12 protein-coding genes are annotated in these 13,897 nt (G+C 68.1%); 6 read left to right on the top strand and 6 right to left on the bottom strand.

All coding sequences use genetic code 11. The features are described 5' to 3' along the window. Nucleotide 1: 1 nt before the first annotated feature. The 3 genes from F1640_RS12570 to F1640_RS12560 all read left to right on the top strand — a co-directional run bounded on the left by F1640_RS12570 (nt 2) and on the right by F1640_RS12560 (nt 3,778). On the top strand, nt 2–1,435 hold the full coding sequence (locus F1640_RS12570) for a M20/M25/M40 family metallo-hydrolase (protein WP_194919476.1): 1,434 nt from the start codon (nt 2–4) through the stop codon (nt 1,433–1,435). Nucleotides 1,436–1,475: 40 nt separating this feature from the next. Beyond that, complete coding sequence (locus F1640_RS12565) at nt 1,476–2,921, top strand: M20/M25/M40 family metallo-hydrolase (protein ID WP_194919474.1); 1,446 nt, start codon at nt 1,476–1,478, stop codon at nt 2,919–2,921. Nucleotides 2,922–3,169: 248 nt separating this feature from the next. Next, entirely contained in the window at nt 3,170–3,778 is a 609-nt protein-coding gene (locus F1640_RS12560) for an HNH endonuclease (protein WP_124809955.1), read from the top strand. 4 nt (nt 3,779–3,782) lie between these two features. Here the strand turns inward: F1640_RS12560 and F1640_RS12555 are convergent, their stop codons facing one another. From F1640_RS12555 to F1640_RS12540, 4 genes are all read right to left on the bottom strand, one after another. Then, nucleotides 3,783–4,124, bottom strand: a complete 342-nt coding sequence (locus F1640_RS12555) for a helix-turn-helix transcriptional regulator (protein ID WP_124809956.1) — start codon at nt 4,122–4,124, stop codon at nt 3,783–3,785. A 170-nt stretch (nt 4,125–4,294) separates the two neighbouring features. Continuing rightward, entirely contained in the window at nt 4,295–4,405 is a 111-nt protein-coding gene (gene cydX / locus F1640_RS12550; RefSeq protein WP_124809957.1) for a cytochrome bd-I oxidase subunit CydX, read from the bottom strand. Nucleotides 4,406–4,417: 12 nt separating this feature from the next. Next, nucleotides 4,418–5,566, bottom strand: a complete 1,149-nt coding sequence (cydB, locus tag F1640_RS12545) for a cytochrome d ubiquinol oxidase subunit II (RefSeq protein WP_194919472.1) — start codon at nt 5,564–5,566, stop codon at nt 4,418–4,420. A gap of 12 nt (nt 5,567–5,578) precedes the next feature. Beyond that, the gene (locus F1640_RS12540; RefSeq protein WP_194919470.1) at nt 5,579–7,150 is read right to left on the bottom strand and encodes a cytochrome ubiquinol oxidase subunit I; all 1,572 of its coding nucleotides are present in this window, start codon (nt 7,148–7,150) and stop codon (nt 5,579–5,581) included. A gap of 153 nt (nt 7,151–7,303) precedes the next feature. On the opposite strand from F1640_RS12540, the gene F1640_RS25720 reads away from it, so the two are divergent. Next, nucleotides 7,304–8,890, top strand: coding sequence for an ATP-binding cassette domain-containing protein (locus tag F1640_RS25720; RefSeq protein ID WP_305082349.1), 1,587 nt, complete (start codon nt 7,304–7,306; stop codon nt 8,888–8,890). Further along, nucleotides 8,875–10,455, top strand: coding sequence for an ATP-binding cassette domain-containing protein (locus F1640_RS12530; RefSeq protein ID WP_194919467.1), 1,581 nt, complete (start codon nt 8,875–8,877; stop codon nt 10,453–10,455). The genes F1640_RS25720 and F1640_RS12530 overlap by 16 nt, the downstream gene beginning before the upstream one ends. Before the next feature lie 3 nt (nt 10,456–10,458). Here F1640_RS12530 and F1640_RS12525 read toward each other — a convergent pair whose 3' ends face one another. Then, nucleotides 10,459–11,079 carry a TetR/AcrR family transcriptional regulator gene (locus tag F1640_RS12525; RefSeq protein ID WP_194919465.1) on the bottom strand — a complete coding sequence of 207 codons (621 nt, stop codon included), beginning with the start codon at nt 11,077–11,079 and terminating at the stop codon, nt 10,459–10,461. Between the two features lie 135 nt (nt 11,080–11,214). Between F1640_RS12525 and F1640_RS12520 the strand changes: the two genes are divergently transcribed. Continuing rightward, nucleotides 11,215–12,183, top strand: coding sequence for an SDR family NAD(P)-dependent oxidoreductase (locus tag F1640_RS12520; protein WP_124809963.1), 969 nt, complete (start codon nt 11,215–11,217; stop codon nt 12,181–12,183). Nucleotides 12,184–12,223: 40 nt separating this feature from the next. Here the strand turns inward: F1640_RS12520 and F1640_RS12515 are convergent, their stop codons facing one another. Further along, nucleotides 12,224–13,840, bottom strand: a complete 1,617-nt coding sequence (locus F1640_RS12515) for an inorganic phosphate transporter (protein ID WP_194921418.1) — start codon at nt 13,838–13,840, stop codon at nt 12,224–12,226. Between the last annotated feature and the right edge of the window lie 57 nt (nt 13,841–13,897).

Below are 13,897 nucleotides of genomic sequence, written 5' to 3'. Positions count from 1 at the left end.
AATGCGTTCGTTCCGCTTTGGCGCCCTGGCCGCCAGCCTGCTTGCCGCCACACTCATGACACCAGCCGCCCACGCCGCCGACGCGCCCGCACCGCTGCGCGCCGATCAGGCGAAGTTCCGCGAACTCTACAAGGAGTTCGTGGAGACCGACACGTCGATCACCACCGGCAGCTGCACCGCGTTGGCCGACAAGATCGAAGGCCATCTCAAGGCCGCCGGCTTCGCCGACACGCAGATCACCCGCTTCGCCGTGCCCGATCATCCCAAGGAAGGCGGGCTGGTCGTGGTGCTGCCGGGCAGTTCGAAGACGCTGAAGCCCATCCTCCTGCTTGGCCATCTCGACGTCGTCGTCGCCAAGCGCGAGGACTGGACCCGCGATCCCTACCAGTTCATCGAGGAAAGCGGCTATTTCTATGGCCGCGGCGTGGCCGACATGAAGGCGATGGACGCCATCTGGGTCGACATGCTGATGCGCTTCAAGTCCGAAGGCTATCGCCCCAAGCGCACGCTCAAGCTGGCGCTGACCTGCGGCGAGGAGACGAGCTGGGCGTTCAACGGGGTGCGCTGGCTGGCGGAGAACCGGCGCGACCTGATCGACGCCGAATTCGCGCTGAACGAAGGCGGCGGCGGCCGCACCGACGGATCGCCGGAAGGCAAGGTGATCCAGCAGAACCTGCACGTCGGCGAAAAGGTCGTCGCCAACTTCAAGATCGAGGCGACCAATCCCGGCGGCCACAGTTCGATCCCGATCCGCGACAACGCGATCTACGAACTGTCGGACGCACTGGTGAAGCTGCGCGACTACGAATTCCCGCTGATGCTGAACGACACCACGCGCGGCTATTTCGCGAAGCTGGGCGCCACGCGGAACGACGCGATCGGCAAGGCCATGCTGGCGATCGTGGCCAACCCGGCCGACAAGCAGGCCGAAGCCACGCTCAACACCGACCGCTCGTTCCATTCGATGCTGCGCACGACCTGCGTCGCCACGCTGCTCGAAGGGGGCCACGCCAACAACGCGCTGCCGCAGCGCGCGGCGGCCACGGTCAACTGCCGCATCTTCCCCGGCGTCTCGTTCGAAGCCGTGCAGAAGACGCTGACCGACGTGATCGCCGATCCGCGGATGACGGTGACCAAGATCGACGATCGCGGCCCGCTGCCCAAGGCGCCGCCGCTGACTCCGCAGATCCTGGGTCCGGCCGAGAAGCTGGTGGCGAAGTACTATCCGGGCGTACCGCTGGTCCCGGTGATGTCCACCGGCGCCACCGACGGCATCTACCTCGAAGCGGTGGGGATTCCATCCTATGGCCCGCCGGGCCTCTATGGCGATCCCGACGGCAACGGCGCGCACGGCCTCAACGAGCGGATGCGCGCCAAGGCCGTCTATACCGGCCGCGATTTCCTGACCGATCTGGTCAAGGCCTACGCCGGCTGAGGGCGACGCGGACATGAGCGGGCAAGCAGGGGGAGGAACGATGACGAAGCGATCCGGATGGCGCTCCAGGGTGGCCGGGCTGGCCCTGGCGGGGCTGCTGATGGCATCGACCGGCGCGCAGGCGGCGGAAGCGCCGCTGCGGCCGGACCAGGCCCAGTTCCGCGACCTGTTCCGCGAATTGATCGAAACCAATACCACGCTTTCGGCGGGCAGCTGCACGCTCGCGGCCGAGCGCATGGCCGCCCACTTGCGCGCGGCCGGGCTGCCCGAAAGCCAGATCACGCTGTTCAGCACGCCCGAACACCCCAAGGACGGCGGTCTCGTCGCGGTCTATCCCGGCACGTCGAAGACGCTGAAGCCGCTGCTCGCGATCGCCCATATCGACGTGGTGGAGGCCAAGCGCGAGGACTGGGAGCGCGATCCGTTCAAGCTGGTCGAGGAAGACGGCTACTTCTACGGGCGCGGCACGGGCGATGTGAAATCGATGGCGGCGATGCTGGTCGATACGCTGATCCGCTTCCGGGAAAGCGGCTACAAGCCCGCCCGCACGGTCAAGATCGCGCTCACCTGCGGCGAGGAGACCAACGGCGCGTTCAACGGCGCGGAATGGCTCGCCGCCAACCGGCGGGACCTGATCGATGCCGAATTCGCGCTGAACGAGGGCGGCGGTGGCACCACCGACGGACGCGCCGTGGCCGCCGGGGGCAAGGTGGTGGAGCAGACCATCCAGGTCGGCGAAAAGACCTTCGGCAACTACCGGCTGGAAACGCGCAATCCCGGCGGCCACAGTTCGGTGCCCCGGCCGGACAACGCGATCTACCAGCTCGCCCACGCGCTCGACCGGGTGGAAGCGCATGAATTTCCGGTGGAATTCACCGATACCACCCGCGCCTATTTCCGCGCGGCGGGCACGGCGCGCAACGATGCCATCGGCAAGGCGATGGTCGCGCTCGCGGCCAACCCGGCGGACAAGGCGGCGGAAGCGGTGGTCAATACCGACCCGTTCCTGCATTCGAACCTGCGCACGACCTGCGTCGCCACGATGCTGGATGGCGGCCATGCCCGCAACGCGCTGCCCCAGCGCGCCGGCGCCAACATCAACTGCCGTATCTTTCCCGGCCATTCGGTCGAAGCGATCCGGGGCGAACTGGCCGCGATCATCGGCGATCCGGGCGTGACCGTCACCGCGCTGGCGCCGCTGCGCCCCTCGCCACCCCCGCCGCCCTTATCGCCCAAGGTGATCGATCCGGCGCGCAAGCTGGTGGCGAAGTATTTCCCCGGCGTCCCGCTCGTGCCGGTGATGGCCAACGGCTATACCGATTCCACATTCCTGGGCGCCGTGGGCATCCCGACCTATGGCGTTCCCGGCATGTGGGGTGATCCCGACGGCAACGGCGCCCATGGCTTGAACGAAAGGATCGAGGTGCGCTCGCTGTTCGTCGGCCGCGATTTCCTGTTCGATCTGATCAAGGCCTATGCCGGCTGAAGGCAGCGCGACCCGACGCTGCCCGGCGCCCTACCTGCAGGACAAGCTGTGGATAGCGCGGGGACAAGGCTCTTGACGCATCCCGCCCTGCCGTGTTCCTTGGCTGGCATGCGTCACGAAGCGGTCACGCAGATTTACCACATAGCCACGCAGGCGGGCATTCCTCCTGCTGCCGCTGCCCGCTCTGGCAGGCCCTGGTTCGCCGAACCGGCGCCGGCAAGGCAGGTTTGCGGGAGACGCGCCGGAGCATGCTTCATACCGCGTTGATAGAGCGGGCGGCTGCGGCCAGGCCCCATAGCGGCGATGCCGCGCGGAACCTGTCGGGTTGCCCCGCGCTTGTCCTCAATGCCGATTACACCCCCTTGAGCTACTATCCGCTCAGCCTGTGGCCATGGCAGACCGCGATCAAGGCCGTGTTCCTGGAGCGGGTGGACATCATCGCCACGTATGACCGCGAGGTGCACAGCCCTTCGCTGGACATGAAGATCCCTTCCGTGATCGCGCTGCGCCAGTACGTGCGGCCCAGCGAGTTTCCGGCCTTCACCCGCTTCAACCTGTTCCTGCGCGACCGGTTCGTGTGCCAGTATTGCGGCAGCCCGGACCAGCTGACGTTCGATCACGTGGTACCCCGCCGCCTGGGCGGCCGCACCACCTGGGAAAACGTGTCGACCGCCTGTGCGCCGTGCAATCTGCGCAAGGGCGGGCGGACGCCGAAGCAGGCCCACATGCGGCTGATGGAGGAACCGATCCGGCCCACCACCTGGCAATTGCAGGAAAAGGGCCGGGCGTTCCCGCCCAACTACCTGCACGCGAGCTGGCGCGACTGGCTGTACTGGGACGTTGAACTGGAAAGCTGAAGGTTCAGGCCGCCGCCTGCCCCGCATCCCGCCCGCTGTCGCCCTGCTGATCGCAGATGATGCACAAGGCATGGATGATCGCGCGGACCACCGGGTCCTTCAGGCTGTAAAACCGGGTCTGCGCCTCGCCACGGATTGCCACCACGCCTTCCTCGCGCAGCATGGCGAGATGCTGCGACACGGCCGATTGCGACAGGCCGGTCAGCGCGACCAGCTCGTTCACCGATACCTCGCCCTCGTCCATCCGGCACAGCATGAGCAGCCGTTCGGGATGGCTCATGATCTTGAGCCGCTGGGCCATGCGGTTGGCGTTGGCCTTCAGGTCGGAGAGGTCTGCTGGCTTCATGACTTCCGTGACGTAAGTGTTTCGCGACGCCACACAAGCCCCGCCATCGGCACAAACACACCAAAATCCGCCTGATCGGTCAAAAGAAGGGGCGGGAAGCCGCACAGGCCCCCCGCCCCCAGCGCGCAGGACCATGACAGTCCCGGCAGGGTCCGGATCGGTTGATCGCGTCAGATCGCGGGATCGTCGTCGATCGGCGAGTTGAATTCGTGCCACATGCCGTTGATGATGCCAAAGGCCAGCGCCAGGCCCAGGCCGAGAATCCACGAAAAATACCACATCGGTCCGTATCCTCAGTAGAAATCGGGGTTGGTGCGGACATCCTCGATCGTCACGCGGCCGAACAGCACGCTCATGACCCAGCTTGTATAGGCCAGCACGATCGGCAGGAGAATCACCGTCACCAGCAGCATGACGAACAGCGTGAGGTGGCTCGACGAGGCGTTCCACACCGTCAGGCTCGATCGCGGATCGATCGAACTGGGCAGGATGAACGGGAACATCGACAGGCCGACGGTGGCGATGATGCCCACCGTCGCCAGCGCGGACCCGATCAGGTTCAGCACGGAACTGCGCCCGCGGATGCCCGCCAGCGCGATCGCCGGACCACCAAGGCCCAGCAGCGGCGCGACCAGCATCCAGGGATGCGCACCGTAATTGGCCAGCCATGCGCCGGGCGCCGCCGCCGCGCTGGAAAAGCGCGGATTGGAAGGCCCGGCGGCGTCGATCAACCCGTCCAGGCGGAAACCCAGTCCGCCCTTGGCCACGATCAACCCACCCGCCGCGAACAACACGATCGAGCCGATTGCCGCCCAGGTGCCGATCCGCCGCGCGCGTTCCATCACCGGGCCGTCCTCGATCTTCACCGCCAGCCAACCCGCGCCGTGGAGCACGACCATCGTCACCGACAGCAGGCCGGTGAGCAGCGTGAAGGGCGTGAACAGGCCCAGCAACGTGCCTTCGTAGGTTACGCGCAAGTCGCTATCCAGCCGAAACGGCGCGCCGGCCAGGACGTTGCCAACGGCCACGCCGAATACCAGCGCGGGCACGAAGCCGCCGATGAACAGCGCCCAGTCCCACCGCGCGCGCCAGCCCGCATCGGGCTTCTTGGAGCGGTACTTGAACGCCACCGGTCGCAGGATCAGCGACGCCAGCACCAGGAACATGGCGAGGTATAAGCCGGAGAAGCTCACGGCGTAGACGAACGGCCAGGCGGCGAAGATCGCGCCACCGCCCAGGATCAGCCATACCTGATGGCCTTCCCAGTGCGGCGCCACCGCGTTGATGACCAGCCGGCGCTCCTCGTCGTCCTTGCCGACGAACGGCAGCAGCGCCGCCACGCCAAGGTCGTAACCGTCGGTCAGCGCGAAGCCGATCAGCAGCGTGCCCAGCAGCACCCACCAGATCAGGCGCAGCGTTTCATAGTCGAGCGGGATACCCATGCGCCTGTCTCCTTATTCCGCCGGCAGCGGCGCGAAGCCGCCGTTCATGCCGTGCTGCGCAGCCGGCGCGTGATGTTCGACCGGTCCCTTGCGGATCGACGCCAGCATCAGCCGCACCTCGATCACCGCCAGCGTGCCGTAGAGCAGCGTGAAGCCGGCGATCGTCGCCCAGACCTGCGCGACCGTCAGCGAGGATGCGCCAAGGAAGGTCGGCAGCACGCCGTCCACCGCCCACGGCTGACGGCCGATTTCCGCCAGCACCCAGCCGAACTCGATCGCCAGCCACGGCAGCGGAATGATCGCCACCGCCACGCGCAGGAACCATGTGCGGTTGAACTGGCAGACCGATGCGCACCAGAAGGCCGCCGCGAAGAAGGCGATGAAGAAGAAGCCCAGCCCCGCCATGAAGCGGAACAGCCAGAACATCACCGGCACGTTGGGCACGGTGTCCCACGCGGCCTTGAGGATCTGCGCGTCACTCGCCTGGCGCGGATCGGCCAGATGCCGCTTGAGCAGCAGGGCATAGCCGAGATCAGCCTTGTGATTCTCGAACGTTGCGCGCGCGGCGATGTCGTTCCGGTCGGCCTTCAGCTTCTCCACCGCGTCATAGGCGATCAACCCGCTGTGGATGCGCTGGTCGGCGCGCAGCACCAGTTCGTTGATGCCGGTCACCTCGCCCGTGAGGCTGCGCGTGGAGATCAGGCCGAGGACATAGGGGACCTTGATGTCGAACCGCGTTTCCTGCGCCTGCATGTCAGGGATGCCGAACAGCGAGAGCCCGGCCGGCGCCGGTTCGGTGTGCCACATCGATTCGATCGCGGCGAGCTTCATCTTCTGGTTGTCGGTAAGGGCGTAACCCGATTCGTCGCCCAGCACCACGACCGACAGCGACGAGGCAAGGCCGAACGCGGCCGCCACCATCATCGACCGGCGGGCGACGTTGGTCCACTTGCCCTTGAGCAGGTACCACGCCGAAATGCCCATCACGAAGACCGAGGCGCAGACATAGCCCGCGCTGACGGTGTGGACGAACTTGGCCTGCGCCACCGGATTGAACAGCACCGTATAGAAGTCGGTCACTTCCATGCGCATCGTGTCGGGATTGAACGTCGCGCCCACCGGGTTCTGCATCCAGCCGTTGGCGATCAGGATCCACAGCGCGGAAAGGTTGGTGCCCAGCGCGGTCAGGAAGGTCACCAGCAGGTGCCCGATCTTCGACAGCCGGTCCCAGCCGAAGAACATCAGGCCCACGAACGTCGCTTCGAGGAAGAAGGCCATCAGCCCCTCGATCGCCAGCGGCGCGCCGAAGATGTCTCCAACGTAGTGGGAATAGTACGACCAGTTCGTGCCGAACTCGAATTCCATGGTAAGGCCCGTGGCCACACCCAGCACGAAATTGATTCCGAACAGCTTGCCCCAGAAGCGCGTGACAACGCGCCAGATCTCCCGCCCGGTCATCACGTAGATGCTCTCCATGATGACGAGCATGAACGAAAGGCCAAGCGTAAGCGGCACGAAAAGGAAGTGGTACATGGCCGTCAGCGCGAACTGAAGGCGGGAAAGCTCTACGACTGCCATATCCATCTGGCATGTTCCCCGTTAATTGGCCGGCAGATTGCGGGGCGGCATGGTTGGTGCCACTGGGCCGGCGCCGGAGGTTTGACTCAAACCCTTGATCAATTACAATATTTACTAATATAAGACTTTACGAATATGTCAAGCAGCGCAATTTCCCAAATGCCTGAAAGAAAACGCCGCGGCGCGGGCCGCGCCGGCGCCTGGTGGCTTCTGGACAGCGCGGGCGCAGTGGCCGTTGCCCTTGCGCTGGCCATCATCGTGGGCCGGCGGGCGGAAGGACATCATGCTTTGGTATGGGTCTTGCTCCTGCTGGCGGGTGGAGCGTTGCGCGCCTTCGCAGTCGCCCGCGCCCGCATCAGCGGGCAAATCGCCGCCAATGCGGAAAAACGAATGGTGCGACAGGATCTCCACCGCGCGCTCCTTCCGACAAGGCTGCAACGCGCACGCCTTGCCGGCGAGGACCTACACCTCGCCGTGGACGCGGTCGATGTGACAGAAGGTCTCACCGCGCGCTTCTCCCCCTTGCGTCTGGCGGCAGCCATTTCGCCCTTTCTTATCGCGCTTGCGGCCGCGCCTGCAAGCATGATCGCCGCCGGCATCATGCTGATAACACTGGCGCCGTTCGGCCTGGCCATGGCGCTCGCCGGATCGGCCGCGCGCCGCGCCGCCGATGCCCAGCACCAGGCGCTGTCCCGGCTTTCGGGCCTGTTCGTCGACCGCGTCCGCACGCTGCCGGCGATTCTGGCGTTCGGGGCGGAGGCGCGCGTGGCCGCGCACTTGGGCACGGCGTCCGCCGATGTCGCGCGGCGCACGCTGGCCGTGCTGCGCATCGCTTTCCTGTCGAGCGCGGTGCTGGAATTCTTCGCGGCGCTCTCGGTCGCGCTGGTGGCGGTCTATTGCGGCTTTTCGCTGCTGGGCCTGCTGCCCTTTCCCGCGCCCGAACACCTCACGCTGACGCGCGCCTTCTTCGTCCTCGCGCTCGCACCCGAGTTCTACCTGGGGATGCGCCGCCTTGCCGCCGCCTATCACGACAAGCAGACCGGCGAAGCCGCGCTGGCCGCGATCGCCGCAGAGCGCGCGCGGATGCCGGCCCCGGTGGCGACGCAGGCCATCCCCTCCGCAGGGACCGTGCTGGCCACGCGCGGGCTGGTGCTGCGTCATCCCGAAGGCGCGGCCATCACGGTGCCCGACGCGGACTGGCGCGGCCCCGGCTTCCACGCGATCACCGGCCCCACCGGCGCGGGCAAGTCCTCGCTGCTGCTGGCGCTGATCGGCCATGTCCCGGTCGAACAAGGTACCCTCACGCGCGACGGAACGCCCTTCGTGCCCGGCGCGCTCAATCCGGCCATCGGCTGGGCGGGGCAAAGCGTCGCGCTCGTGCCCGGCACCCTGCGCGACAATCTGGTGATGACCGACACGCCGCTCGACGAAGCCGCCACGCTGATCCTGCTGGGGCGGCTGGGGCTCGGCACGATGATTGGATCGCGCGGCGGGCTGGACGCGCCGCTCGATCATCGCGGCAGCGGGCTTTCGGGCGGGGAACGCCGCCGCATGGGGCTCGCCCGTGCCATCCTCAGCGGCCGCCCCATCCTGCTGCTGGACGAACCGACCGCCGATCTCGATGCCGACACCGCGCGCGCGATCCGCGCGATCCTGGCCGATCAGGCCGCGCGCCGCCTTGTCATCGCCGCCACGCACGACGCCGACCTCATCGCCATTGCGGGGTCCACATGCCGCCTCTCCTGATCGACACCTTGCTGGCCGAAGCCGCCCGGCCCCAGCGCGCCACGCTGCGCCTGGCCATGCTTTGCGCCGTGCTGGCCGCGGCTGCCGGCGTAACACTGCTGGCGCTGTCGGGCTGGTTCCTGGCGGGCGCGGCGATCGCCGGGCTGGGTGGCATCGCGGCGGTGCAGGCGTTCAACTACCTGCTGCCCAGCGCGGCAATTCGGGGCTTGGCGATCACCCGCACCGCCACGCGCTATGGCGAGCGGCTGCTGGGCCACAAGGCCGCGCTGCTCACCCTTGCCGGCCTGCGCCCGCGCCTGTTCGCCCGGCTCGCCGCCGCCCGCCCCGCTGAAGCGCTGGAGACCAGCACCGGCGATCTCGCGGCGCGGCTCGGCAACGATGTCGATGCGCTGGAAGACAGCGTGATCCGCCGCACCACCCTGCCCGCCGCGCTGGCTTCGGCTACGGTCGCGCTGGTGGCCGCGCTGGCGATGGGGCGGCCGTCCGCGCTGGCGCTGGTGCTGGGCATGGTGGCGATGCGGCTCGCCGCCCGGCGCATGGCCGCGCGCCTGTTGGCAGAACCGCTCGCCGCCAGCGCGGAAGCGCTCGCGCGGATGAAGCGCGACTATGCCGACCGCGCCACCCCTTGCGCCGACATCGCCATCTATGGCCTGGCCCCGCGCATCGCCACGCTGACCGCCGATGCCGCCGCCGGTTACGACGCGGCGCGGCTCGCCACCGTTCGCGCCGAAGCGCGCATCGGCGCGGTGCAGGCCCTGATCGCCACCGTGACCGTGGCGGCCATGATCGCGCTCAGCCCGGCCGGCGCGCCGCTGCTCGCATTGGGTGCGCTCGCCGCGCTGGGCGGGCTGGAAGGCTGGACCGCGCTGGCGCAGACCGACATGCAAGCCCCGCGCGTCGATCTCGCGCGTCACCGCCTCGCCAGCCTGGCCCAACACGGACCCGCGCCGACCGGCCCGGACATCAAGGGGAAAGCGCTGACCATCGCCGGTGCGGCCTGCGCGAGCGGCGCGCGGCTGCGCATCGCCGGACGATCGGGCGCGGGCAAGACGCGGCTGGTCGAAACGCTCGCCGGCCTGCGCGACGATGCCCCGCAGACCATGGCAATCGACGGCATACCGTTGACCGCCATCGCCCCCGAAAGCCGCCGCCCGCTGTTCGCGCTCGCCGCGCAGGACGCGCCGCTGATCGCCGGCTCCATTGCCGACAATCTGCGCCTTGCCGCGCCGGGCCTCGACGAAGCGCGCATGTGGGACGCGCTGCGCGTCGCCTGTGCCGACGACGTGGTGCGCGCGCTGCCCGAAGGGCTGGACCAGTGGCTGGGCGGCGATGGCGCGCGGCTTTCGGGCGGCCAGCGCCGCCGCATCGCGCTCGCCCGCGCGCTGCTGGCCGGCCGGCCCTGGCTGGTGCTCGACGAACCGAGCGAGGGACTGGATGCGGAAACCGAGGCGCTGCTCGTCGTGCGCCTGCGCGACTGGCTCGATACGAGCGGCAGCGGCCTGATCCTCGTCAGCCACCGCCCGGCGATGGCCGCACTGGCGGAGCAGACCGTTCCGCTCGGCTGAGCCTCAGGCGCGCGGCGCGCGCAGGCCCGCGATCAGGATATCAACCATAGCGCGTGCCGCCGCCCCGCCACCGTTATCGCCCTCATTATCGCAGTCGTCATCGCGGCCGAGGCTGGCGACCCCGCCCAGCGCGCGCAGCAGATCGAACGGATCGCCATCGAACCGCATCTCGCCCGCGTTCACCGCCCGGCCGATCAGCGCGAACATCGCCTCGCGCATCACGGCGCCCGATGCCGCATAGAGCTGGCCTGGGCCGGCCGGCATCGCGTTGAGCAGGTCGGTCATGCCTTGCTTGGTCGCCATGTAGTCCACGAAGGCCAGCATCCACGCGCGCAGCGCCGGCAGCGGTGGCAGTTCGGCGGCCAAGCGCCGCGCCGCTTCGCCAAGCTGGTCGGTCTCGTTGCGATAGACCGCCTCGATCAACGCATCGCGGGTGGGGAAATGGCGATAGAGCGTGCCGATTCCCACCCCCGCCGTGCGGGCGATGGCCTCCAGGCTCGCGTCGGCGCCCTTCGCCGCGAAGACCGCCTTGGCCGCATCCAGCAACCGCGCGCGATTGCGGGCCGCATCGGCACGCGGCCGCCGGCCGGCTTCGGCACCGGAAACTTTTTCGACCGTCGCCACACGACGCCCCTTGATAAACGGAGGATGCCTCCGTATTAAAGCGGAGGAACCCTCCCTTTCATATACCCTCAACCGGCGGCAGGCAATGGGCCTTCTGGCGGCGGGAGCGGTGCGCCCCAGACAGGAGTCCCTTTCATGTCCCAGACCTTCGGAGCCACATCCACCACCGACGACGTGCTGGCCGGCATCGATCTTTCCGGCAAGCGCGTGCTGGTCACCGGCGTTTCCGCCGGCCTCGGCGTCGAAACCGCGCGCGCGCTGGCCGCGCATGGCGCTCAGGTGGTGGGCGCCGCGCGCGATCTCGCCAAGGCCGAAGCCGCGACCGCCGTGGTGCGCGAACAGGCCGCCAACGGTGGCGGGCTCGACCTGATCGAGCTCGATCTGGCCTCGCTCGCCAGCGTCCGCGCCGCGGCCGACGCGCTCGTCGCCGATGGACGGCCGTTCGACCTCGTCATCGCCAACGCCGGCGTCATGGCCACGCCGTTGGGCAAGACGGCAGATGGCTTCGAGACCCAGTTCGGCACCAACCACCTTGGCCATTTCGTCTTCGTCAACCGCATCGCCGGGCTGATCGCGCCGGGTGGCCGGTTCGTCGCCGTCGCCTCGTCGGGCCACCGCTTCTCCGACGTCGATCTGGACGATCCCAACTTCGATCGCACGCCGTATACGCCCTTCGAAGCCTATGGCCGCTCGAAGACCGCGAACGTGCTGTTCGCGGTGGAATTCGACCGCCGCCACCGGGATCGCGGCGTGCGCGCCACCGCGCTGCATCCGGGCGGCATCAACACCGAACTGGGCCGCCATATGGGCCAGGACGCGCTCGATGCGCTGGTGGAACAGATCAACGCCGATCTGGCGACGGAAGGAAAGCCGCCGTTCGCCTGGAAGACCATTCCGCAGGGCGCGGCGACCTCGGTCTGGGCCGGCGTGGTCGCCAGTGCGGACGAGGTCGGCGGGCGCTATTGCGAGAACTGCCACGTTTCCGAAGTGACCGACGGACTCATCAGCCCGGTGTCCGAAGGCGTGCGTTCCTACGCGCTCGATCCGGACAATGCCCGCGCGCTCTGGGCGAAGAGCGAGGAAATGGTCGGCGAGCGGTTCTGAAGCCAAAGGTGGCGCGGGGCTTCTCTCCCGCGCCGCCGCGCTATCCGACGAGCGCGTGGAACAGCAGGTAAAGCCCGCCCGAGAGCAGGATCGAGGCTGGCAGCGTCAGTACCCAGGCCATCAGCAGGTTGCGGATCGTGCCCATCTGCAGGCCCGACCGGTTGGCCGCCATCGTGCCCGCCACGCCGGAGGAGAGGACGTGCGTGGTCGAAACCGGCAGGCCCAGCATGTCCGCGCCGGCGATCGTGCCCATGGCCACGAGTTCGGCCGAAGCGCCCTGCGCATAGGTCAGGTGCGATTTGCCGATCTTTTCGCCCACCGTCACCACGATGCGCTTCCAGCCGACCATGGTGCCCAGCCCCAGCGCCACGGCGACAGCCACTTTCACCCAGGTCGGGATGAAGCGGGTGCCAGCGTCGAGCGAGCCCTTGTAGGCGGACAGCGCCTTGGCGCTCGCTTCGGGCAGGGCGGCCTTCTTGTCCTTGCCCAGCCAGCGGATCGCCTCCGAAGCGAGGTACATGTCGTTGCGGATGTTGCCCACGGCGGCGGCCGGCACCTTGGCCAGCGAACCGTATTCGCTGACCTGCGTGTCGACATCGCGGATCAGCACGCCCAGCGCCGGCAGCGTGGCGGGCGTGAACTTGCGGTCGGCGATGTAACGCGTGATGGCCTCGCGGGCCTGTGCGGGCGTGGTGCCGGAAGCGGCGGGCGCACCCAGCACGCCGGCGGCGGCCGCGGTATTGGCATGGAACTCCGCCATGTAGCGATCGGGCACGGCGCGGTTCAGCGCATAGGCGGTGGGCACCGTGCCGATCAGGATCAGCATGATCAGGCCCATGCCCTTCTGCCCGTCGTTCGACCCGTGCGCGAAACTGACGCCGGTGCAGGTGAAGATCAGCAGCCCGCGAATCCACCACGGCGGCGGCACGCCGTCCTTCGGTTCGGCATAGAGCGCGCGGTTGCGCACCAGCACTTTCATCGCCAGCAGCAGCAGCGCGGCCACGCCGAAGCCGATCAGCGGAGACAGCAGCAGCGCCTGACCGATCTCGGTCGCCTTGCCCCAATCCACGCCCGAGGTGCCGCTCTTGCCATGCAGCAGCGCATTGGCGACGCCGACGCCGATGATCGAACCGATCAGCGTGTGCGAGCTGGACGAAGGCAGGCCGAACCACCACGTCGCGAGGTTCCACACGATCGCCGCGATCAGCAGCGCGAACACCATCGCGAAACCGGCGTTGGACCCCACCTTGAGGATCAGTTCCACCGGCAGGAGCGAAACGATGCCGAAGGCGACCGCGCCGGAAGACAGCAGCACGCCCAGGAAATTGAAGAAGCCAGACCACACCACCGCCGCGTGCGCGGGCATGGCGTTGGTGTAGATCACCGTCGCCACCGCGTTCGCGGTATCGTGGAAGCCGTTCACGAATTCGAAGCCCAGCGCGATCAGCAGGGCCACGAACAGCAGCACGAACGGCAGGTAGGTCGTCGGCTGCACGCCCGAGGCCGCGGCGTCGGAATAGATGCTCCAGGCGACATAGACGACGGCCGCAGCGATCGCGCCGACGAAGGCGATCATCCCCACCCGGCCCAGGCCGCGGTCAAGATCGGGCCGCCCGGCCGGCTTGGAACCGCCGACGCCGGAAGCGGCGCCGGACATGGTAATCGATGCGTTCATGAAACCCGAATCTGTGGCCCTGAGCATTCTTGCTCAGAC

The organism is Novosphingobium sp. NBM11 (genome assembly GCF_015390225.1).
Classification (GTDB): domain Bacteria; phylum Pseudomonadota; class Alphaproteobacteria; order Sphingomonadales; family Sphingomonadaceae; genus Novosphingobium.
The sequence above is the reverse complement of the archived record's forward strand: the minus strand, read 5'-3'. Positions and strand labels throughout refer to the sequence as shown.

Coding starts and splice junctions, on each gene's coding strand:
- F1640_RS12570 (WP_194919476.1), top strand. CDS start 2: ATGCGTTCGTTCCGCTTTGGCGCCCTGGCCGCCAGCCTGCTTGCCGCC.
- F1640_RS12565 (WP_194919474.1), top strand. CDS start 1,476: ATGACGAAGCGATCCGGATGGCGCTCCAGGGTGGCCGGGCTGGCCCTG.
- F1640_RS12560 (WP_124809955.1), top strand. CDS start 3,170: ATGCTTCATACCGCGTTGATAGAGCGGGCGGCTGCGGCCAGGCCCCAT.
- F1640_RS12555 (WP_124809956.1), bottom strand. CDS start 4,124: ATGAAGCCAGCAGACCTCTCCGACCTGAAGGCCAACGCCAACCGCATG.
- cydX (WP_124809957.1), bottom strand. CDS start 4,405: ATGTGGTATTTTTCGTGGATTCTCGGCCTGGGCCTGGCGCTGGCCTTT.
- cydB (WP_194919472.1), bottom strand. CDS start 5,566: ATGGGTATCCCGCTCGACTATGAAACGCTGCGCCTGATCTGGTGGGTG.
- F1640_RS12540 (WP_194919470.1), bottom strand. CDS start 7,150: ATGGATATGGCAGTCGTAGAGCTTTCCCGCCTTCAGTTCGCGCTGACG.
- F1640_RS25720 (WP_305082349.1), top strand. CDS start 7,304: ATGCCTGAAAGAAAACGCCGCGGCGCGGGCCGCGCCGGCGCCTGGTGG.
- F1640_RS12530 (WP_194919467.1), top strand. CDS start 8,875: ATGCCGCCTCTCCTGATCGACACCTTGCTGGCCGAAGCCGCCCGGCCC.
- F1640_RS12520 (WP_124809963.1), top strand. CDS start 11,215: ATGTCCCAGACCTTCGGAGCCACATCCACCACCGACGACGTGCTGGCC.
- F1640_RS12515 (WP_194921418.1), bottom strand. CDS start 13,840: ATGTCCGGCGCCGCTTCCGGCGTCGGCGGTTCCAAGCCGGCCGGGCGG.